The sequence below is a fragment of the Marinococcus halotolerans DSM 16375 genome, assembly GCF_000420725.1.
Classification (GTDB): Bacteria; Bacillota; Bacilli; order Bacillales; family Marinococcaceae; genus Marinococcus; species Marinococcus halotolerans.
Map to the genome: position 1 here is coordinate 115,915 of NZ_ATVM01000001.1, position 20,919 is coordinate 136,833.

The 20,919-nt window shown below is 49.2% G+C and carries 19 protein-coding genes; 5 read left to right on the forward strand and 14 right to left on the reverse strand.

The genetic code is table 11. The features are described from left to right. Window positions 1–100 precede the first annotated feature (100 nt). Window positions 101–1,810 carry a PucR family transcriptional regulator gene (locus G548_RS0100625; protein ID WP_022792210.1) on the forward strand — a complete coding sequence of 570 codons (1,710 nt, stop codon included), beginning with the start codon at window positions 101–103 and terminating at the stop codon, window positions 1,808–1,810. A 41-nt stretch (window positions 1,811–1,851) separates the two neighbouring features. Here G548_RS0100625 and kapB read toward each other — a convergent pair whose 3' ends face one another. The 5 genes from kapB to G548_RS16935 form a co-directional block, all read right to left on the reverse strand. Beyond that, on the reverse strand, window positions 1,852–2,229 hold the full coding sequence (gene kapB, locus G548_RS0100630) for a sporulation phosphorelay system protein KapB (RefSeq protein WP_022792211.1): 378 nt from the start codon (window positions 2,227–2,229) through the stop codon (window positions 1,852–1,854). 19 nt (window positions 2,230–2,248) lie between these two features. Further along, the gene (locus G548_RS0100635) at window positions 2,249–2,473 is read right to left on the reverse strand and encodes a hypothetical protein (protein WP_022792212.1); all 225 of its coding nucleotides are present in this window, start codon (window positions 2,471–2,473) and stop codon (window positions 2,249–2,251) included. Between the two features lie 123 nt (window positions 2,474–2,596). After that, entirely contained in the window at window positions 2,597–4,081 is a 1,485-nt protein-coding gene (locus G548_RS0100640) for a glutamate synthase subunit beta (RefSeq protein WP_022792213.1), read from the reverse strand. Window positions 4,082–4,171: 90 nt separating this feature from the next. Continuing rightward, on the reverse strand, window positions 4,172–8,779 hold the full coding sequence (gene gltB / locus G548_RS0100645) for a glutamate synthase large subunit (RefSeq protein ID WP_022792214.1): 4,608 nt from the start codon (window positions 8,777–8,779) through the stop codon (window positions 4,172–4,174). A 190-nt stretch (window positions 8,780–8,969) separates the two neighbouring features. Then, window positions 8,970–9,722, reverse strand: coding sequence for an NRDE family protein (locus G548_RS16935; RefSeq protein WP_022792215.1), 753 nt, complete (start codon window positions 9,720–9,722; stop codon window positions 8,970–8,972). Between the two features lie 310 nt (window positions 9,723–10,032). Between G548_RS16935 and G548_RS0100655 the strand changes: the two genes are divergently transcribed. The 3 genes from G548_RS0100655 to G548_RS0100665 are packed head-to-tail and all read left to right on the forward strand — an operon-like array spanning window position 10,033 to window position 13,014. Next, the gene (locus G548_RS0100655; RefSeq protein ID WP_022792216.1) at window positions 10,033–11,088 is read left to right on the forward strand and encodes a toxic anion resistance protein; all 1,056 of its coding nucleotides are present in this window, start codon (window positions 10,033–10,035) and stop codon (window positions 11,086–11,088) included. A gap of 30 nt (window positions 11,089–11,118) precedes the next feature. Further along, window positions 11,119–12,030: a hypothetical protein gene (locus tag G548_RS0100660; RefSeq protein ID WP_022792217.1), complete on the forward strand. Its 912-nt coding sequence runs from the start codon at window positions 11,119–11,121 to the stop codon at window positions 12,028–12,030. 21 nt (window positions 12,031–12,051) lie between these two features. Further along, window positions 12,052–13,014: a DUF2777 family protein gene (locus tag G548_RS0100665; RefSeq protein WP_022792218.1), complete on the forward strand. Its 963-nt coding sequence runs from the start codon at window positions 12,052–12,054 to the stop codon at window positions 13,012–13,014. Between the two features lie 35 nt (window positions 13,015–13,049). Here the strand turns inward: G548_RS0100665 and G548_RS0100670 are convergent, their stop codons facing one another. The 4 genes from G548_RS0100670 to G548_RS0100685 are packed head-to-tail and all read right to left on the reverse strand — an operon-like array spanning window position 13,050 to window position 16,409. Beyond that, window positions 13,050–14,525 (reverse strand): PH domain-containing protein, encoded by a 1,476-nt coding sequence (locus G548_RS0100670; RefSeq protein WP_169435221.1) that lies wholly within the window; start codon window positions 14,523–14,525, stop codon window positions 13,050–13,052. Beyond that, window positions 14,518–15,039 carry a PH domain-containing protein gene (locus G548_RS0100675; RefSeq protein WP_022792220.1) on the reverse strand — a complete coding sequence of 174 codons (522 nt, stop codon included), beginning with the start codon at window positions 15,037–15,039 and terminating at the stop codon, window positions 14,518–14,520. The genes G548_RS0100670 and G548_RS0100675 overlap by 8 nt, the downstream gene beginning before the upstream one ends. Continuing rightward, entirely contained in the window at window positions 15,036–15,245 is a 210-nt protein-coding gene (locus tag G548_RS0100680; protein WP_022792221.1) for a hypothetical protein, read from the reverse strand. The genes G548_RS0100675 and G548_RS0100680 overlap by 4 nt, the downstream gene beginning before the upstream one ends. Window positions 15,246–15,269: 24 nt before the next feature. Continuing rightward, window positions 15,270–16,409 carry a conserved virulence factor C family protein gene (locus G548_RS0100685; protein WP_022792222.1) on the reverse strand — a complete coding sequence of 380 codons (1,140 nt, stop codon included), beginning with the start codon at window positions 16,407–16,409 and terminating at the stop codon, window positions 15,270–15,272. A gap of 166 nt (window positions 16,410–16,575) precedes the next feature. Here G548_RS0100685 and G548_RS0100690 point away from each other — a divergent pair, with 166 nt between their 5' ends. Beyond that, on the forward strand, window positions 16,576–17,301 hold the full coding sequence (locus G548_RS0100690; protein ID WP_022792223.1) for a metallophosphoesterase family protein: 726 nt from the start codon (window positions 16,576–16,578) through the stop codon (window positions 17,299–17,301). A 41-nt stretch (window positions 17,302–17,342) separates the two neighbouring features. On the opposite strand, the gene G548_RS0100695 is transcribed toward G548_RS0100690, so the two are convergent. The 5 genes from G548_RS0100695 to ilvA all read right to left on the reverse strand — a co-directional run bounded on the left by G548_RS0100695 (window position 17,343) and on the right by ilvA (window position 20,779). After that, window positions 17,343–17,768 carry a TlpA family protein disulfide reductase gene (locus G548_RS0100695; protein ID WP_022792224.1) on the reverse strand — a complete coding sequence of 142 codons (426 nt, stop codon included), beginning with the start codon at window positions 17,766–17,768 and terminating at the stop codon, window positions 17,343–17,345. After that, window positions 17,722–18,111, reverse strand: coding sequence for a thioredoxin family protein (locus tag G548_RS16940; RefSeq protein WP_022792225.1), 390 nt, complete (start codon window positions 18,109–18,111; stop codon window positions 17,722–17,724). The genes G548_RS0100695 and G548_RS16940 overlap by 47 nt, the downstream gene beginning before the upstream one ends. Before the next feature lie 79 nt (window positions 18,112–18,190). After that, window positions 18,191–18,715 carry a type 1 glutamine amidotransferase domain-containing protein gene (locus G548_RS0100705; protein ID WP_022792226.1) on the reverse strand — a complete coding sequence of 175 codons (525 nt, stop codon included), beginning with the start codon at window positions 18,713–18,715 and terminating at the stop codon, window positions 18,191–18,193. A gap of 31 nt (window positions 18,716–18,746) precedes the next feature. Then, complete coding sequence (locus G548_RS16945; protein WP_022792227.1) at window positions 18,747–19,493, reverse strand: DUF3891 family protein; 747 nt, start codon at window positions 19,491–19,493, stop codon at window positions 18,747–18,749. Window positions 19,494–19,531: 38 nt separating this feature from the next. Beyond that, the gene (gene ilvA, locus G548_RS0100715) at window positions 19,532–20,779 is read right to left on the reverse strand and encodes a threonine ammonia-lyase IlvA (RefSeq protein ID WP_022792228.1); all 1,248 of its coding nucleotides are present in this window, start codon (window positions 20,777–20,779) and stop codon (window positions 19,532–19,534) included. Window positions 20,780–20,919 lie beyond the last annotated feature (140 nt).

Genomic DNA, 20,919 nt, shown 5'->3' on the forward strand with positions numbered 1-20,919 from the left:
TTGCACAATGTGCATGACACATTATCTCCCATGCAAATATGGTAAAATAATAATTAGAAGGTGAATTTACGTTTTTGGTATTGTAAAGGGGTGTCTGGCGATGATTTCTATGCAACAAGTATTACAGCTTCCGATTATGAATACGGCCCTTCCACTAACATCAAATGCCGATTCAAGTTCTATTACCGTCTACTGGGCATCAGTTATAGAAACGCCTGTGGAAGATTTCGTCCGTCCGAGAGAATTAATTTTAAGCTCCGGGATCGGCTGTCAAAATGACAGGGAGCTGCTTGAGTTTATTGAGGAGCTGATGGAAGCGGGGGCGAGCGGTTTAATTTTATCCGTCGGCCACTACATTTCCTCGATTCCTGACAACGTGATCGACTTTTGTGAAACAAAAGCATTTCCACTGGTGGAAATACCCTGGGAAATCCGCTTTTCAGACATTACAGAAGCAATTTCTGAAGCCCTTCATAAAAGCTCACTGCGCTCGATCGACGTTTCAAATAAAATCCGTACAGATCTTCTCGAAATTATTCTTGAAGGCAAAGGTATGGAGGCAATTGCCTCTTATGTATACAAGCAGTTGCATATACCGATGCTTGTAGTGGATAAGCGGGGACGCCTGAAGACTCAGACGGACCATTCGTCGGACCTCGCCGAATGGTGGAACCAGTATTTAAGCCAGGGAGGCAATCCGCTTTTTCCTCCTTTTCAGCAGACAGATCCTGAAAAGAGCCTGCCGGCGAACATGGAATGGATGGATACAGATGCCGGGACACTGCTGCGCTTAACCGTGCAGACGACCCAGGACATTCAGGGGTATATGATCCTTCAGTGGCCCACTCATAAAGAAAAGCACGATGTATTTGAAGAATACACCCTGCTTTTGCTTGAACACTCGGTCACTACTTCCGCTCTCTGCTTTTTGCATGACCAGACGGCACTTGAAACTGAAATGCGCCTGAAGGATGATTTTGTCTGGAGTCTGGCAAAGGATAATTATGAATCACGGGACCAGGCGCTTTCGCGTGGCAAATCATTAGGCTATAACCTTGAGCTCCCTTATATCTGCTTTGTGGCCAAACCTGAAAATGTTGAACGGGTTTTTCATGCAGAATCCCCGCCGCTTTCCTATGACCACTGGCTCGAACAGATTGGTTATATGTTTGAAGAGGAAGTCTCTCACGCGAGCCGTTATTTAAAAGCACGTGTGATGAGTACGTTCCAGAAATCAGAGCTGATAGTTTATCTCGAAATGCATCCAACCATGATGTATGACACAGTGTATTATTTCGCAGAGACAGTGCAGTATCGTCTCGAACAAAAAATCCCCCACCTTGTCATTTCCTGGGGTGTAAGCAAGACGGCCGCGCCCTGGGAATTTGTGACAAGCTTTTCCGAAGCTTTTTCTGCTCTTGATGCCGGGCGCAGACAGCGGGGATTCGGCTACATTCATACGTATGAAGACACGCGCTTTGACCGGGCTCTGATGTCTCTCGCTAAAAATGAAGAAATCCGCCAGATCGCTGAAGCTACAGTCGCCCCCCTCCATCATTATTCCGTCGAACGGGGCATTGATTTAATGAAAACGGTGCGTACCTATAATGAATGCAAGGGCAATGTCAGTCAGACCTCCCGGGAGCTTAACCTCCACCGCCAGTCCTTGTTATACCGTTTGAAAAAAATCGAATCACTCACAAGCTGTGATCTGAATAATTCCGATGATCTGTTTTTAATTGAGCTTTCCATTCGGCTGCACACAGCCGGGGCTCTATTTGTCACCGATGAGCGTACTCCACACGTATAAATAGGATACAGATACGAAAATAACTCTGCCCGCGGGCAGAGTTATAATAGTTTTTGCCGCTCATAATCGGCTTTTACTGCATGGAGCGTTTTCAGCGATTTTTGAGAGAATTCATCCTCTTTATTTTTGAGCTCCTGCTCATACTCATCAAACGCCTGTCGCAGAGATTCTTTATACGTCATGTCCGGAACTGTTTCGAGCGGCTTTACCGCTTTTTTCTGTACCCAGATTTTTTCTTTTTCCGCCAGTGCCCGGCGTTCGTGGAAAATCGGCACGTTTGTCTTCTTCGGCTGGTGCAAGTCTCCCTGCCGGGGATGCTCAAGGACTACCTTTACTTCCATCAGCCACTGTTCGGGATTTTCTTTTACAGGGCTTCCAACGTAAACTCCTGATTTATAAGGAAATCGATACTGTTCCATGTTTTTTCCACCTTTCCAGTCAGCCTCCCGGCGTTATAGCAACAAACCATTCCCACAGCATTTCTGCCCAGGGGACCAAATGCGTGTTTGTCCATTCATTGTATTCGTCCCATCCAAGAAGCACCTGGGCCATCTCCCCGGAAAATGAAACCATTACAAACAATAACGCCGTTGCTAAAATAAGTACGATGATGGCTGCGTAAACAATTACTGCTGTTAAAATCCCATTTGCAACTTTTTTCAATATGGCTCCTACTCCAAGAAAGTTTTAATCTATTGTACCAGATTATTAATAAAAATTCATTACAGTACGTGAAATTTAAAAATTCTTTCCTAAAAAGGCCCGGATTACCCGGGCCTTTTTAATCTACTGCAGGTTAGTTGTCCCCATCAGAAAACGGTCGCACTCACGTGCTGCTTCGCGTCCTTCATGGATAGCCCATACTACGAGGCTCTGGCCGCGGCGATTGTCGCCTGCTGCAAATACGTTTTCATGGTTCGTAACATAGCTTCCGTATTCAGCGTTTACTGTACTTCTTTCTGTGCGTTCGATCTCCATCTGCTCAAGCAGCTCCTGCTCGGGTCCGGTAAAACCGACAGCAAGCAGCACGAGGTCGGCTTTCCAGACGCGCTCGGTTCCAGGTACTTCGTGACGGACTTTTTTGCCGTCTTCAAAGACCGTTTCCACTTCAACCGTATGGATTTCTTTTACCTGACCTTTTTCGTTTCCGACAAATTTCTTTGTCATGACTTTGTATGCACGCGGATCCTCGCCCTGAAGAGCGGCTGCTTCTTTGTGCCCGTCCTCCTGCTTGTAAACAAGTGGATACAGCGGCCACGGATTGTCTTCGGGACGATCGTTGTCTTTTTCTTTATTAATATCAAACTGGGTCAGAGAGGCGCAGTTGTGACGGAGGGAGGTCGTAATACAGTCCACCCCGGTGTCCCCGCCGCCGATGACGATCACATGCTTGTCCTTCGCGCTAATATATCTGCCGTCTTCGAGGTTCGAATCCAACAGGGATTTTGTATTTCCGCGCAGAAAGTCCATCGCATAGTGGATTCCTTTTAGACCGCGCCCTTCTGCCGGTACATCCCGATGATTCTGCGCGCCGGTACAGAGGATAACTGAATCGTATTCTTCGTCGAGCTGTGCGGAGGTAATATCTTTTCCTACGTCGACACTCGTCCGGAATTCGATGCCCTCTTCTTCCATAATATCTGTTCTTCTTGTAATTGTTTCATTCTCAAGCTTTACTTCCGGAATACCGTAGGCAAGCAGCCCGCCGATGCGGTCGTCTTTTTCAAATACCGTCACCATATGACCGGCCCGGTTTAACTGCTGGGCAGCCGCAAGTCCTGCCGGCCCGGAACCAATCACCGCTACTTTTTTGCCAGTTCTCGTTTTTGGGGGATCAGCTGTAATCCAGCCTTCCTTAAAACCTTTTTCCACGATGTGATATTCAATGGATTTGATGGTTACCGGATCGTCGTTGATCGCTACTGTGCAGGATCCCTCGCACGGAGCCGGGCACACCCTGCCGGTAAATTCCGGGAAGTTGTTCGTTTTATGCAGACGCGTTAACGCTTCCTGCCATTTTCCCCGATAGACCAGGTCATTCCATTCCGGAATCAAATTGTACACGGGACAGCCGATTTCATCGGAACCAACCATGGAAGTACCGGCCTGGCAGAACGGGATTGCACAGTCCATACAGCGGGCGCCCTGTTCCTGAAGCTTGTCTTCGGGCATCATGACCTGGAACTCCTGCCAGTTTTTCACCCGCTCGAGCGGGTCCAATTTACTTGGAGCTTCTCTTTTGTATTCTAGAAAACCTGTTGGTTTCCCCATTTCCCTCACTCCCACTTTTAACGTTGTATGCTGTTCATTCAACGCCTTTATTCGAAAAGCCAGGAAGGCTCTGTAAGCCTTCCCGGACTATTAATTTCCAGTGACTTTTTCTTTATCTTTGTCCTCTTCCGTCGTTGCTTCCTGGAAAGCTTCGAGCACAGCGTCTGCTTCGCTCAAGCCGTTGTCTATTCTTTCCTGGATCGATTGCAGCATTGCCTGGTAGTCATATGGAATGACCTTCACGAAATGCTTGCGTTCGGTCTCCCAGGCGGCCAGTATGCGTGCTGCTGCTTCACTGCCCGTTTGTTTTCCGTGCGCTTCAATCATTTGCTGGATCTCCTGTTCATCCCCGGCAGATTCGATCACTTCGAGGCCAACCATTTCACTGTTGTACTTACTTTCAAGCGTATGATCAGGGTCGTATACGTACGCTACGCCGCCCGACATGCCTGCTGCAAAGTTTTTTCCGGTGACACCAAGATTAACGACAACACCGCCGGTCATATATTCACAGCCATGATCCCCGACGCCTTCGACGACGACTCTTGCCCCACTGTTTCTGACACAGAACCGCTCGCCCGCTACCCCGCGAATATAAGCCTCGCCGGAAGTAGCTCCGTAAAACGTCGTGTTTCCAATAATAATATTGTCTTCGGCATCAAATGTAGAAGTATCCGGCGGCGTGACGATCAATTTTCCGCCTGACAGACCTTTGCCAATATAGTCATTGGCATCGCCAACCAGGCTCATCGTCATGCCTTTAGGAATAAACGCCCCAAAGCTCTGGCCGGCCGAACCGTAGAAAGTAAATCTGATAGTGTCCTCCGGCAGGCCTTCGGAACCGTACTTCTGTGTAATTTCGCTTCCAAGCATCGTCCCGGCCACACGATTGGTGTTTTGGATATCAAACTCTCCAAACACCGGTGTCTGTGATTCAAGGGCATCCTTTGCCGCATGCTTTAACGTCGTTTCGTCAAGGGAGATGTTCAGCTCGTGATCCTGTTTAATATGAGCCACGTGCTTGGATTGATTTTTCGCTTTCGGACGGTGAAGCAGGTTCGACAAATTCACGGTCTGTGCCTTTTTATTGTCCACCGAGTCTACCTGCTTCAGCACTTCGGTATGTCCGACCATATCATCAATGCTTTGGAAACCGAGTTCTGCCATGATTTCACGAAGCTCTTCGGCCACAAAGGTCATGAAGTTTACGACGTTGTCCGGCTTGCCCATGAACTTTTTACGCAGTTCAGGGTTTTGGGTCGCAACACCTACCGGGCATGTATCGAGATGACACACACGCATAATGACACAGCCGAGTACAACGAGCGGGGCGGTGGAAAATGCATATTCTTCCGCCCCGAGAAGTGCGGCCACCGCTACATCACGGCCAGTCATCAGCTTCCCGTCTGTTTCCACTGAAATCCGGTTACGCAGATTGTTCATGACAAGCGTCTGATGCGTCTCGGCCAGACCGATTTCCCATGGGAGGCCGGCATGCTTGATGCTTGTGCGGGCAGCGGCACCTGTGCCGCCGTCGTAACCACTGATGACTACATGGTCAGCACGCCCTTTCGCCACGCCGGCAGCAATCGTCCCAACGCCTGTTCCTGAAACGAGCTTCACACTCACCCGGGCATTCGGGTTGGCATTTTTCAAATCGTGGATCAGCTCAGCTAAATCTTCAATCGAATAGATATCATGGTGCGGAGGCGGCGAAATCAGGCCTACACCAGCAGTGGTGCCACGCACTTCCGCAATCCACGGATATACTTTTTTGCCGGGAAGCTGGCCGCCTTCGCCAGGCTTTGCCCCCTGAGCAATTTTGATTTGTATTTCGTCGGCGTTGACCAGGTAGTGACTCGTAACACCAAAACGTCCCGAAGCCACCTGTTTAATCGCACTACGGCGCAGGTCGCCATTTTCATCCGGGGTAAACCGCTCTGGGTTTTCCCCGCCTTCGCCCGTATTTGATTTCCCGCCAATACGGTTCATGGCTATTGCAAGTGCTTCGTGAGCCTCCTCGGAGATGGACCCGAATGACATCGCTCCGGTTTTGAAGCGTTTAAAGATATTTTCTGCCGGCTCCACTTCATCGATACTGATCGGTTCGCGGACACCTTTGTTAAATTCAAGCAGGCCGCGAAGTGTTGTCTGCTCCTGTTCCTGTTTATCGATAGCGTCTGAATATTTTTTAAACAACGTAAAGTCATTGGTTTTTGCAGCATGCTGGAGCATATGGATCGTATGCGGATTGTATTGATGAGGTTCACCGTACCGTCTCCACTGCAGGTCATCCCCGGGGTCAAGCGTCATATCCAGTCCTTCACGGTCATTGTAGGCCCGGAAGTGGCGTTCAAGAACGTCTTCTGCAATGATTTCCGTGCTTACACCGCCGATTCTCGAGGACGTCCATGTGAAATAGCGGTTGATTACTTCATCATTAATGCCGACGGCTTCAAAAACCTGCGCCCCCCGGTAACTCTGTACCGTGGAAATGCCTATTTTTGAGAGAACCTTCATGATGCCTTTTGTAGCACCTTTAATATACGTGCTTACCGCTTCAACATACGAACCTTCCATTAATCCTTCTTTTATCATGTCATCGACCGAATCAAAGACGAGGTACGGATTGATTACTTCTGCACCGTATCCAAGCAGCACTGCAAGATGGTGTACTTCCCGGGGCTCGGCACTCTCAAGCACCAGACTCACGTCTGTACGGCGGCCTGTCCGGATGAGATGGTGATGCAGCCCGCCGACCGCAAGCAGCGCCGGTATCGGAGCATAGCTCCCATTCACGTCACGGTCGCTTAAAATAAGGATAGTTGAGCCTTCATCGATGACCTGGTCCGCCTGCTCAAATATACGTTCGAGGGCGTGTTCCATTTCATTGGCTCCTTTTGCTGCTTCAAAGACGATGGAAAGCGTAGAAGCTGCAAATCCTTCGAGTTTATTGGAGCGGAGCTTGGCTAAATCTTCATTATTGACAATCGGCTTTTTTAAATACAGCTGCTGGGCATGCGATGGCTTTGGATCGAGCAGGTTGCCCTGCTTTCCGATAGTCGTGCCGACAGCAGTGACTATTTCCTCGCGGATAGCGTCTATCGGTGGATTTGTCACCTGTGCAAACAGCTGTTTAAAGTAGTTGTACAAAAGCTGGGGCTTTTTCGAAAGCACAGCAAGCGGAGAGTCGTAGCCCATCGAGCTGACCGGATCACCCGAGCCGGTGGCAAGTGGCTTAACCACTTTTTCAAGTTCTTCATACGTATAGCCAAAAGCAAGCTGGCGCTGCTCCAGCTTTTCAAAATTGGTATTATATACGTCCTGGCTCTCAAGCACATCCTCTAAATCCGTCAGGTATTCATCGGTCCATTCCTGGTACGGATGCTCGCCGGCAATTTTATCCTTGATCTCTCCATCAGGAACGATGCGCCCTTCTTCAAGATCTACAAGCAGCATATGGCCGGGATGCAGACGTTCTTTATACAAGACGTCTTCAGGAGCTATATCAAGCACCCCTACCTCTGAAGACATGACAATCTGGTCGTCTTTAGTAACGTAATAACGGGCCGGACGCAGGCCGTTTCTGTCGAGACAGGCGCCGATCTGGCTTCCGTCGGTGTATGCGATGGCTGTAGGCCCGTCCCACGGCTCCATTAAGCAGCTGTGATACTGATAAAACGCACGTCTTTTTTCATTCATGAGCGGGTTGTTCTGCCACGGTTCAGGAATCATCATCATTGCTGCATGAGGCATTTTATGTCCGGACAGTGTCAGAAATTCAAACGCGTTATCAAACATCGACGAGTCACTGCCCTCAGCATCTACGACCGGATGAACCTTCTCCATATCGCTTCCGAAGAGAGCTGATTCAAACTTCGGCTCTCTGGCATGCATCCAGTTAACATTTCCTTTAATCGTGTTGATTTCCCCGTTATGGATAAGGTAACGGTTCGGGTGCGCCCGCTCCCAGCTTGGAAACGTGTTGGTGGAGAAACGGGAGTGCACAAGCGCCAGCGCCGTTTCAAACTGCCGGTCGTTTAAATCTTTGTAAAACTGGTTCAGCTGCTCTGTTGTAAGCATTCCTTTATACACAATGGTCCGCGAGGACAGGCTTGCAAAATAGAAGCTGTCCTGGTCATGAAGCTTAACTCCGTGCTCATGCTCAGACCGTTTTCTGACAATATACAATTTTCGCTCAAAATCTTCTCTCGTTTGTACATTTTCCGGGCGTTTAATAAACAGCTGACGTATGGCAGGCATAGCTGAAAGTGCCGCATTTCCAAGCATGGAATCATCAGAAGGCACTTCGCGCCAGCCGAGCAGCGGAAGCCCCTCTTCTTTCACCATTTTTTCGATGGCCTGTTCGCACTGCGCGCGACGGGTGTTATCTACAGGCAGAAACAGCATTCCCACCCCGTAATCACCTTCCTCCGGCAGTGAAAAACCAAGCTCATTTTCTTTATTTTTAAAGAAACGGTGTGGGATTTGCAGAAGCATTCCAGCGCCGTCCCCAGTATTTACTTCATCTCCCTGGCCGCCGCGGTGGTCCAGGTTTCTTAAAATTTGCAATCCTTTTTCGACAATGTCATGTGACTTTTTCCCTTTAATATCCGCAAGAAAGCCAATTCCACAGTTATCCTTTTCAAACTGGGAGTCATACAAGCCTTCTTTATAATTTTTTCTAGGCAATAACATATACCCCTCTCCACCTCTCTCCATGGTGTCCAAATTTAAATTGGTTTGCATATTATATCATTTTTCTAAACATTCGACAAATTAAGATTTGAGTTTCACTAGTCATGTAAACGCTTATAGGCAGGCCTGCAGGCTTTTATTCTTTTAACACTTTTTATATTCATACGCTTTAAAGAATAAATATTCAACCTTATACATGCCATTCATAATGGCTGGTGCCGACCCGGGCGTCTGTCATCCGTTCGAGCATCGTAATTTTTCCGTCTTTTCGTACAATAAACATAGTCTGGCATCTCGTTTTGTATTCGGGGAGATCAATAAACATCGAGGAGAGCTGTTTCTCAAGCTGTTTGTCTATTCCTGTATCAGGAAGATCCTGGTCGGCGGCTGGCTCTGCATTTTGCATTGCTTTAAAAAAGGCGTCATGGTTGAGCGTGTTCCCTGAGGAAGCAAGCAGTGTTTCCACATGTTTTTTTGCTTTTTCGACCTTCGGCCACGGCGTGTTCAAAGATGCATTACTAAGCGCTTGAACACCGGGGGCAAGACGCTCTGCATGCGGCCCTTCCTTGTGATTATGTAAATAAAACAATTCCTTATCTGAACCGGCAATCATATTAAACCCTCTGTATTCGTTCCGTTCTCTTTCCACCACTTCAAGTGCCTGCTTCGTTTCGCCCCGCAAAAATCGCAGCGGCAGATGCCCGCGTGATTTCTCCCCGGCTTCCATACCCGGCCTGCGGATATTTGTTACAGCTGCAAACCGTCCGGAAAGACTGCCTCCCATCCATGTACCGCCCTGCTGTAAATCCTTCCCCGCCACGATGCCTTCTCCCTGCCATTTATGAAGGCGTTCAGTCGGCCGCTCTAAAAACTCATCCCGGTTAGAAACTACGACAAGCGGAAACCATGGATGCATCTGATACGCAAAAGCAATTAAACACATGCCATTCGTTCCTTTCTTCTTTCAGCGGACCATCCCTGCAAGCTGGAGCTGATTTGTCTTTAGCCGCTTTCATTTTGTGTATAGAGCATATACTGCTTCTATAATATGTTACAAAAAATTTTCAAAATTGCAAAGTAAAATGATTTATTCTGTTCATCCGGAAACCTCTTTTTCCAATGGACATTTTTTTACTATTGCCCGCTCTAATGCTAAACTGTAAGTATTATACTTCCTATTTATAAACTATTGTTAATGATCATACGATATATAAGTAAAGGCCCCGCCGAATTCACTATGAGGAGGAATCCGTATGACTGATGAGCCCAACACAAATCAAGAAGATTTAACTCCCTCCACAAACGAAGGGAAAAGCAAGCAAGAAGCTGAAAAATTCATTGAACGCTTCAAAAATGAAAAAGATACAGACCAGCTCGTAAGTACTCTCGGCGGTCTAGGGGAAGCTGAGCAGCGCAAAGCCGGCGACTCCCTTGAAGCATTGAAGCGTCCTGTCCGGGAAATGATGGATCAAAAAGACAATGAGCTTCCCGATAAGCTTCATGAATTAAAAACGGTGGTCGGCGAACTTGAACCGGAATATTTGAAAGAAGGCCGCCTGCAGAAAACGATGAACAAAATTTTACGCCGCGACCCGGTTGAACAATACGCGAAAAAGTACGAAACAGTGGAATCCCAGGTGGACAATATTATTCACGGCCTACTCGCCGGCCGGGACAAGCTGCAGGAAGACAACGTCATGCTTGAAGAATTAAAAGAAACGGCCATTAAGCGCATTGATGAGCTAGAAACGCAGATTGAAACCGGCAAACAGCTGAATTCCATGCTTGAGGAAGAAATGCTCGAGGAACAATGGCGCGACAACCCGGCCGCTATTCAAAAAGGACAGCAGAAAGTAATATCCCGGGTAAAAAATATGACCCAGGCGGTTATGGTCCTTCAGCAGTCGATTGCTTCAATCGACCTGATTGTCGATAACAACGGAAAGCTTGAAGAAGCGATTTTTAACGCCATTACCATGACGAAAAACATCGTTACCGTCACCGCTTCCATCCAGCTTGCTCTTGGCAATCAGCGGAAAGTGATCAACGCGGTGCAGAGCGTCAACGAATCTACTGAAAATATGCTCACCAACAATGCACGCATGCTGAAAGAAAACACGGCCGACACCCTGAAGACACTCGAAGAACCGGCTATTGCTCTTGAAACGTTCCAGCAGGCTTATCAGGATGTGTACGAAGCCATCCAGATGACGGAGCAGTCCAATGAACGTATTGTCGCCTCAAGTAAACAGTTCATTTCCGAAATGGATGAATTAAACAAGCAGATGAAACACAAATTGTTAAACTGATAGATACCAACGTATAGGACGGTGAATCCCTTGGCTAACAGATGGTTCGAACATCCCTGGGTTGAACGCTTCCTGCCGGACCATATGCGCCCGGTGGATGATCATATCTTCTCCGACAGCCACGGATTGTTTATCGTGGAGGAAATGGAAGCCGCGATCGACCGGGTGATTGCCCGCGCGGATGAACTCCGGCAGTCCAAGCGCCTGAAACGCGAAAATGAACTTTTTTTGTTCCGTATGAAGCTGACCGCCCGGCGTATCCGCATTACAAGCTTTGAAAAAGAGCGGTCGCAGGCGGCCATTCAAAAAACAGTGACGATTGACTACGTACGAAGTACTGACAGCCACACCCCGGCTTTTTTGCGGGAAGCGCTGGTGCATTATATGAAAAACGGAAAAATGCATGCCCGCAATATTGAAAAATCGTCCTACTTTCAGCATATTTTCCGCAAGCTTGAAGTGCTCGATTACACCCTTCAGGGCCGGGCGCCCCGGGACATTCAGCTGCAGACAGCCGAACCGGTTCAGAAAGAGGAAGTGCCGGAAGACGAGCCAGTAAAATGGCATAAAGCACTCGACCGGTTTCATCAGCACTATGTGAAACAAAAGGGCAGCCTCCCGGCAGACATTCATCAGGAGCTGCAGCAGATCGACAGCGAGCTTGAGGAGCTGCGCTCTTCGCCCTCCCTGCAGTTTGATGTGGAGGATGAGTATTTGGTCGAGCGGATGCTGGGCCGTGAAATACCGGACCTGATCGAAACGTACAGGCTGCTTGAACCGAAGCACCGCAGCGAACAGCACGGCGCTCTGCTGCAGGCGCTTGAAGCGATGCGCGGGCGGATCAGCTCGCTGCGCATGGAACAAAACAATGTGCACGCCCGGAAAATGCGTCAGCTGTTAAAGGTGAACGAAAAAAGATATCGTCAGGAAAAGAAATTTTAAAGGGATAAAGCGAGGTCCATTATGAAACGACAAGAAGCATTCGAGCATCAAGGCCGCCCCGTGGTTGTCGATTACGGCAGATCCGGGGCCTATTACGGTATTTTAGAGCAGACATCCGCCGCTCCCAGGAAAATTTGGGAAGGGCATGTCCGGATTCAGCAGGCCCACCGCCTTCCGGAGGTGGCAAAAAAAGAAGCGGTGCATGAATTTAACCTCGAAACCATTATTGTCCCGGGAACTAAAATTTACGCTGCTGACGACCGTACCTCTGCTTCCTACGAGCATTCCGTCGTACAGCTGCTTGAAAAAGAGATCTCTTCGCCACTCGTCTCCTATAGCGATAAAAAAGAATGGAAGCGCCTGCTGCATTCTCTTTCCGTTACTTTTACACCGGAACCAAAAGAGCCTCAGGAAGAATCTTATATTTATTATGAAATTCACCGCTCACGGGGAAACGTATTTCTCAGGGAGGTACCGGACGGCCAGGCCCTTGACATTGAAGACTGCCCGTTTGAACTCGAAATTTCTCCTGCCGGTCTGCCCTGGCGCCGCGCGGTCCATTATTACGATATGTATTTCCGTAACGACCACGGCCAGATATTCGAGCTGCAGGAGCATGACCATGTCCGCATTCACAGTGATCAATTCCGGCCGTTTGCCATCTTTTTAAATGAGCTTGAAGATCCTTCCCGCTACAGCCTGGTTAAAAATATTCATTCCAACGGATTCAGCAAAGACGATCTGGTTGAATGCCATAACCATCTGCTGTATCAATTAATGCAGGAACCCGAAGAAACTTCTTTTACCGGAGTAAATTTTCTCTATTTCCGAAAACAGCAGTCCGTACTCATCGTGCAGCACCATTATGAACGGACTCTGCACGCAGACGACGAGGACTATGTGTTCGACCGTTTTGAAATTACGACCGATAAGGGCGCGCGCAACCTGTTTATCTATACAAACTCGTTTGCCCGGGGGCAGTAACCACCCACTATGCAAAAAGGCTTTTGAACCGAGGTTCAAAAGCCTTTTTCCTGTGTTTTTTCCTCCTGGTCCCATGTTTTCTGATACCAGGAAAAATAGGCTGCTTCCTCCTTTTCATCCACATCCCGTAAATAAACCGTCCGCCCGGTGACGCTGCTGATGACTGAAGCCGAAACCGTATACAGCCTCCGTCTCCGCTGGAAAAAAGACTGTGTGTTTTCCAAATATTGAATCCGTCGTTTAGGGACAAAATTATAAATGGCACTCCAGGCCCTTTCCCGGACAATCAGCTGCTTTTCTTCCACCTTCATTCCCGAGCCTCTATAGCATATCCAGCCCCACCAGGTGAAAAACAGCGGCACTGCTGCAGCTGCCCACCCGTAGGGCACCCAGATGGCCGTGGGGATAAATACCAGCCACCAAAAAACCGATGCCCGGAACATATATCTTCTCGCCGCCCGTTTTGGCAGTTTGTTTATCTTTTCCGGAATCAGGGCCGTATCATCAATTTGCTCCATAAAGGTATGTAGCTGCTTTTGGTGAATCAATGGCAGCAGCATGATCGAATTCTGGCCCCGTTCGGTGCTTCCACCGGCACTGTCGATATAAACTGCCCACATGCCGAGCGCCTGTCTGGCCGGGTTACTGATAAAACGTATACACGTAATCCGGTGCATCTGAAGCGTAATCTGCTTTCGTTCGAGGAGTCCCCACGTGATTTCAAGATCATTCCCAGTGCGGTTCACCTTGAAATTACCGTGCTGAACGAGCGTCCATGCCGACGAAACGAGCCAGCTGAGCAGCGCTGTCACCAGCAGCCCCCCGATAATAAACCAGTAGCTGAGCTCAATCAAAACGCCAATCGACTGCTCGACCCACGCATCCGGAAGAAAATTTCCCACCTGGGAATACAGGCCGGCAAGAGCCGCAAAAATAATACCCGCCCGGCCGGAGGTAAGCCCGGCCGTGAAAATGGTGCGCATCGGCACATTCCAGGAAAACGACGGTTCTGCCGGTTCTGCGGCTATGCCGTCCCCGGAAAGATCTTCTGTTTCTTCATCAGCTGCATGAGAAGATTTTTGAATCAGCGCCGCCTGTATAATATCTGCCTCTTCCCGGCGCATCGCCTGAACCGAAGCCTCCGCTTCTGCGCCTCCGCCTGCTGTTTCAATATTAAGACGGACCAGACCGAACATCCGCTGGATGATACCGGCAGTGATATCTACCGACTGGACACGCTGGCTGCGGATGAATCGTTCTTTTTTCACGAAAATGCCGTAATGGATCTGAAGCTCCCGCTCAATCAAACGGTAACGAAAAAAGATCCATTTCATAATGCTGCTGATGACGATGAACAGCACTAACAGTAAAAAGATCCAGTTAACTGGAAGCGGCCCGGAAGCGGTACCGCCAGCAAAAAATGTAATAATAAGCGGAAAAAGAAAATCCTTCAGCTGCCGGAAAAATACGGTGACAATGGCTGCCGGATGCATTCGTCTCCATTCATTCATCGTCATCATCCGTCCCTGCCAAAAAGGCGATCCGGTTGCGCAGCTCCGGTGCCGTCTCTTCTTTAAGCGCTGGAATTTCATGCATTCCGGCTGCGGTGGAAATAGTCACCGCGGAAAGCCCGTACCGCTTGTATATTGGCCCCTGGGCTGTATCCACGTGCTGAATGCGCACCATGGGAATCAATACGTGTTTAGAAATAATCACACCGTACTGAAGCTCTACCTCTGTTTCATACACCTCGTAGCGCCAGCGCTGCCATTGCCATTTCGGCAGCACCCATGCGTACCAGACAGAAAAACAAATTAAAAATCCCAGGATGGCGCCAAGAACCCACCGGGCCCATTCGGGCCATCCGAACCAGAAGGCAAGCACAAGTAAAGCAAAAGGGATGAAAGAAACAATGGTCATTTCAATCATCCCCTTGAAACGCCAGACCGTCAGCGCATCTTCAGATATGCGCTGCGACGGCGCCGGCCTTGTTACATTTTCTTCCCCATAGATGCCGTCATTCATTCCTCATCCTCCACGTAAATAATCGTGACTCCTTCATCCTGCAGCACCTTCAGCACTGCGTCGTTCAGTGTTTCATCACGAAGAAGGCCGAGAGAAGCGGCCAGCTCAAGCTCTTTTAAATCGCCATTTTCAGCGTCCTCAATCAGCTCGAGCACTTCCTCCATATTTCGTTCTTCAAGCTGCTGTCGTACTTCTGCTTTCGTCATCGTTCAGGCTCCTTCCCTTCTCTTTTACGACCGGGGCTTTCGCTCCTGCTCCATTTTCTCACTCATCTGCTTCCAGATGGACCCTTTTGCTTCTTTCCCGCCTTCAATTCGTTTCAGTGCGAGCTTAATCTGCAGATCCACTTCAAATTCCGGGTCCCCGTCGGCTTCTTTTAAAGCCTCCACGGCGGAACTGTCACCGACTTCATATAAAAACATTGCCGCACGCCAGCGCACCAGCTTATTTTTGTCCTTCAGCGCTTCAATCATGTCAGGGATGCCCGCGGGGTCCCCCAAATCAGAATACGTGTCTGCTGCTGTTCTCCGCACGGTTACAGACGGATCCTGCATCGCTTTTTGGAGGTCTGGAAGCACCTTGGAATCTTCAAGCATTCCTAGATACACGACCGCCAGCCGGCGGATGGCCGGTTTTTCATCTGCAAGTCCTTTTTGTATAACCGGGAGGTCTTCCATGGATGGATCCATCTGGTCAAAAGCCGCATAGCGCTGTTTCCAGTCCGGCTCCTCCATCATATCCATCGTTACTTTTTTAAACTTTGGCTCGGTGTTTTCTGCTTCCGGTGTATTTGCGATCCGGACCAGGCGTTTTAGCCGCTCGTCCGGGTAAGCAGCAGCAATTTCCTCTGCCATCTCGCTGCCAATCTGTTCGAGATCCTGGCCGTAACGAACCCCGTAGTCCTCCCATTTGCGCTGCATCACGATGTTATCGTCTTCAAGCTGGGCTTCAAACGCAGCGGTCTGAAAACGCTCCGGCAGGCCCTGACGTTTTTCTTCCTCGCCGGACAATAGTTTTATCTGCATCGGTATGTTTTTAAACATCTGTACCTGTGCCTGTACCTCCCCGAACGCCTCCTGCGGCTCCTCCGGCTCTTCGGCCGGCTTCTCCACCTCTTCGCCGAATGCCTGGCGCACCTGGGGCAGCAGCTGCTCCCAGTCGGCTTTTGGATGACGCTCGAGGGCCATAAAGTCAGCGACGTGATACACACCTTTAATGCCTTCGATCTCCAGCAGCCGCTGGATCGGCGCCGGAGCTTCTTCTTTATTTTCGGGTTTATAATTGCCTGTCGTTCCGGCGGGCAGCGTTTCGTTAACATTCAGCTTCATCGTATGAGGACTCGGTGTTGGCTCAATGGATGTAATATGCATGGTCAATCTCTCTCCTTTAAAATAACGTCCCAATTTGCACGTCTGATTATAGCACAGGAGAAGCCTCTCCTGCCAACCGGCTTGTGCATTTGCATTCCAAACGAGCCCGCTGTTCTGATACACTGTAATAAACACTGTTTCAAAAGCTCATGAGGAGGTTATTACGTTGCAAATCGCACTTCTTTCAGACGTACACGGTAACGCCCGTGCATTAAAAGCTGTTTTAAACGACCTGCACGCTTTATCGGTAGACCATATGTATATGCTCGGGGACCTTGCTTTTCGCGGCCCGGAGCCAAAAAATTCGATTGAAACCGTCCAGTCCCTGCCTGCAAAAGTATTGAAGGGAAACGCAGACGAATGGATTGTCCGCGGTGTCCGGGAAGGAGAAGTCCCCGAGGCCAAACGCTCGATTATGAACCAGGAGAGGGACTGGGCCCTCGAGCGGCTCTCTACTAATGATGTTAAATACTTAGAAGAGCTTCCCGAATCATTCCTCGATGAGTACGATGGCTTCCGTCTGTTCGCCTTCCACGCGGTGCCCGGCAGCCTGTTTCCTCCGGTTCCGGTCGACAGCGAGGCTTCCGTTTTTGAAGAATCGTTTTTTCAGAAGCAGGAAGCAGACATTTATGTGTACGGACACGTACACACTCCCTCCATTCGAAAAATCGGGGCTAAATGGGTCATTAATACGGGGAGTATCGGCCTCCCGTTTGACGGGGAACCGACACCATCGTACGTACTTCTGACCATCGAAGACGGGGAAATCATTCCGGAAATCCGCCGGGTACCTTATGATACGGATGAAGTTTTAGCCCAGTTTGACGCCAACGATTATCCGAACAGCGACCAGGTAAAGCGTATTATTTCTTCTGGCCGTCCGCCAAAATAACGTTTATCCAATAAAAAACCCGCCGTCCACGGCGGGCCTTTTTATATACTGTTCACCTTTTGCAGGCTTTGCATAATATCAATAAACGATGCTTTATCTCCGTACTGTGCCACAATTTCGCCCTGTTCATCAATAATAAACGTGCTCGGTACGCCTTCACATTTGTAGCGTCTGTACGTATCCACACCTTCATCCTGAAGCACCGGAAAACGATAATTGTTGTTTTCTACATACGTTTTAGGATCTTCTTCTCGCCGTTCGCGGCCGGTTACATTAATCGTAACAAACTGCAGCGGACTGTCTTCGTTCATTTGTTCATAAAACCGGTTCTTCTGCACCAGGTCCGCGGAAGAATCCGGGCACCAGGACGCCCAGAATGTCAACAGGACCGGTTTTCCTTTCAGCTGCTCAAGCGACCATTCAGCGCCGCTCGACATTTCTTTGAGTTGAAACTGAGGGGCCTGCATAGGAATCCTCCTTTTTTTCTGTTAAATCCTTTTTCAAATACGTGTGCAGCTGCTCAAGCAAATACGAGCCCGACTGCATTTTATACAGCCGCTCTCTTTCCTCCCCGCTGTCAAATACGATTAAACACGGGACACTCTGAATTTCAAGCTGCCGGGCCTGTACAGGAGCAGTATTGATATCCACTTCCAGAAATGATGCGCCGGCGTACAATTTTTCTATTGGGGCAAGCATACGTTTTGCCAGTTGGCACGTACCGCACGTCGGCGAAGTAAACAAAACCACCCGGCGTCCGTCCCCTGCTTCGAGCATTTGCTCAAGCTGCTCGTTTGTTATTCGTTCCAATTTGTTTCACCCGCTTTATATCCAGGACCGCAAACGGCTGCATCCTTAAGACACAGCCGGCTGTTTCGGTCTTTTCTTTTTACTGCGTACGAAAAGCTTCGACAAGCGCCTGATTATACGCTGGAATATCCGGCGGACGCTGACTCGAAACGATATGGCCGTCTACGACGACCGGCTCGTCCGACCACACGGCCCCTGCGTTGGTCATGTCGTCTTTAATACCGGGAGTGCTCGTGACGTGAACACCCTGCAGAATGCCTGCTGAGGAAAGCACCCAGCCGGCATGGCAGATTTCACCGATAATTTTTTTATGCTCATCCATATGCCGTACGATGGAAAGCACTTCGCTGTAGCGGCGGAGTTTATCCGGTGCCCATCCTCCAGGGACCAGCACCCCGTCATAGTCTGCCGGGTCGACATCGGCAAGTGCTGCCTCAGAGACGGCCGGCACTCCGTGTTTTCCTGTATACGATTTGCCGTTTTCTTTACCGGTAAGCAGTACTTCAGCGCCTTCTTCGCGCAAACGCATGACCGGGACCCACAGTTCTAAATCTTCAAAATCGTTTTCGACAAATGCAATAATTCTTTTTCCCTGCAGTGTCATTATGATTCCTCCTTTATCTTGCTTCTAACAGCTATTGGGCAGGCTTTAACGTGACACGGCGACTGTCCGGCTTCACGTCCCACAGCTCCTGCGGCGCCTCAAGCGGCTGCTGTACACAGCGCCGCTTCACCTCTACAGTGAAGGATTCCGTGAACGGAAACGGCTGCAGAGCTATCGTCTCTTCGTCTTCCCAATGGGCGTGGATCGTTTCATGATCAAGGGAGGCGAACGTCTGGCGGAACCCGTCCCGGAACCAGGGAACCTCCTGCTCCTTAGAAGCCCCCGGCGTATTCATGCATATATAAAGGGAGAGATCGTCAAAAAACTGAAGCAGATGAAAATGTTCAGCTGCCATCAGAAAATTCCACTGGTAGCCGACAATCAGCCGCTGCTGTCGGGCGATTTCCTCCTGCATAAATGCAATTTCCTCCGGTACCTCGGATTCTTTGAAAAACGAGCCGTAGTGGCTGCTGATCAAATACGCCTGGTACGGGTCCTCTTCTTCGAGGGCGTTGATGGTGTTGCGGTAGGCGCCGAGCTTCGGCGGGACCGGGTAATTTACAAAGGATACCGGCCAGCCGTTTTCATCAAGTACCGGCTCTTCATCAAGGGTTTTCCAGGCATCATCGTGGCGGGCCGTAGCCTGAAGCGCCGATGACCAGGATTCCTGTTTTTTAAACGTCGTATGGTGCCAATACTTCATGCACTCTCCGGAAAGAGCCGCATGCTCCTGCTGCATCATTACTTCCACCCAGCCGTTCCGATTCTCGCTGATCATTGTATCCGCTCCCTTTCTGCCCGTGTGAACCGTCTTAATTAGATAAGGAAATTAAACAGCGTTTCTTCTTTGTTGATTTCTGTATATTTGATGCCGCGGTCTCTCATTCTCGTCAACAGCTTGTCGTAGTCCGACGGATAGGTTACTTCAATGCCGACAAGCGCCGGTCCGTTGGATTTATTGTTTTTCTTGTTGTATTCAAAGCGGGTAATGTCATCGTCCGGGCCGAGCACGTCATGTAAAAATTCCCGGAGTGCGCCGGCACGCTGCGGAAAATTCACAATGAAGTAATGCTGCAGTCCTTCATAGATCAATGATTTCTCCCTCATTTCTTCCATGCGGCCGATATCATTATTCCCTCCGCTGACAATACAAACGACCGTTTTTCCTTTAATTTCTTCTTTGTGAAAATCAAGAGCCGCAATCGATAAGGCTCCCGCCGGTTCAGCTACGACGGCATTTTCATTGTACAGCTCCAGGATAGTTGTACATATCTTGCCCTCCGGAACGAGCGTAATGCTGTCTAGCAGATCCTTGCACACATCATAGGTCAGTTCCCCGACCCGCTTTACAGCAGCTCCGTCAACAAATTTGTCAATGTAATCGAGCGAGACAACGCCCTGATTTTCGATGGATGCTTTCATTCCCGGTGCTCCGGCCGGCTCGCAGCCGATAATCTTTGTAGAAGGAGAAATCGAGTTCACGTATGTGCCGACACCGGACACGAGTCCGCCTCCGCCAACGCAGGAAAATAAATAATCGATCGGCTCTTCAATATCGTTCATAATTTCCATTCCGACTGTGCCCTGACCGGCGATCACTTTTTCGTTGTTAAACGGATGCACAAATTCCATATCGTGCGCTTCGCCGTATGCGTTCGCTTCGTAGTAGGCATCGTCAAACGTGTCACCTGTAAGTACTACTTCCACGTATTCCTTCCCGAATAACTTCACCTGCGAAATTTTCTGGCGCGGAGTCGTGTTCGGCATAAAAATATGACCTTTCACTTTCAGCGCCTGGCATGAATAGGCCACGCCCTGCGCATGATTTCCGGCGCTTGCACATACCACGCCGTTTTCAAGCTTGTCCTTGGGAATGCTGCTCATCATATAGTACGCTCCGCGGATTTTAAATGAGCGCACCACCTGGAGGTCCTCCCGTTTTAAATAAATATTGGCCCCGTAACGTTCAGAAAGCACCTGGTTTTTCTGCAATGGGGTATGCGTGACCACGTCCTTGAGCGTTTGGTTTGCGATGATAATGTCTTCAATGTGTATATTCCCCATACAAGCAACGTTCCTTTCTACTTAGCGTGCATCCACTTCAAGTGTGAATGCCCGGTTAACATGATTAGTGTAAATGCTCGAAAGCGGCGGAGAATGTCTCCGCCGCTTTTTGATCCCGTTCAAACCCTTACTATTATAAC